This window comes from Xanthobacter sp. BG11Y11_SDJG (assembly GCF_057364445.1).
The window spans coordinates 1-757 of sequence record NZ_JBNFNU010000803.1 but is presented as its reverse complement, the minus strand read 5'-3'; the positions used below and the strand labels follow the sequence as shown (position 1 = coordinate 757).

1 protein-coding gene and 1 pseudogene are annotated in these 757 nt (G+C 74.1%); one reads left to right on the top strand and one right to left on the bottom strand.

Annotated features, from left to right (window positions below; all coding sequences use genetic code 11):
• Positions 1 to 499 (top strand): hypothetical protein (locus tag AC2W7M_RS26630; protein ID WP_486136202.1); only part of this gene is annotated, 499 nt, incomplete at its 5' end.
• On the opposite strand, the pseudogene AC2W7M_RS26625 reads toward AC2W7M_RS26630, so the two are convergent.
• Positions 487 to 757, bottom strand: a pseudogene (locus AC2W7M_RS26625) (NAD(P)/FAD-dependent oxidoreductase); the annotation flags it as partial. The gene AC2W7M_RS26630 and the pseudogene AC2W7M_RS26625 sit on opposite strands and share 13 nt — an antisense overlap.

Sequence of the window (757 nt, the reverse complement as noted above, 5' to 3'; positions counted from 1 at the left end):
CCCCGCCGCCCCGCGCGGCGCATCCACCGAGCCGCGCGCGCGGCGTCTCGGCGGCGCGCTCGCGGTGATCTTCTGGTGCGCCTGCGGCATCACCGCCGTGCCGCTGGCGCTGATCTTCTCGGTGATCGCCAATGTGGGCGTGGAGGGCGCCACGGCCCTGCTGCTGGACGGCGTGCGCGGCCCCGGCCTCTCGGCCGAGCTGCTGCGCCTCGGCCTGTTGCCGCAGGCGGTGCTGTTCGTGTGGGCGCTCGCCATGGTGCTGCTGACGGTGGCCCGCTCGCGCCACGCGCTCACCGTGGTGCCGTGGCTGATGGTGGCCTGGGTCGTGGTCTCGGCCTACGCCCAGTTCTCGATCCGCTCGGTGCTCCAGCAGGGCGCGGTGGACACCATGGACTTCGCCGCCCTGTTCCCCAATCTGCTGCTCCAGGCGGCCACCGCCGCGGCGGTGTTCGGCTATTTCGCCGAGGGCCGCCGGCCGAAGGAGTATTATGTGCGCTGAGGCGCGCGCAGGCCGAAGCGGCCGGGCGCAAACGGCGCCGGATCGGTGAAGGGCGTCGCCCCGGTCATCATCTCCGCCAGCAGACGGCCGGTGACGGGACCCAGTGTCAGCCCCCAATGGCCGTGGCCGAAGGCGAGATGCAGCCCGCCGATGCCCGGCGCCGGCCGATCACCGGCTTGGAATCGGGGAAGGCCGGGCGGCGGCCCAGCCACGGCTCGGCCTCGCGCACCGCACCGAGCGGCAGCAGCTCGCGCGCAT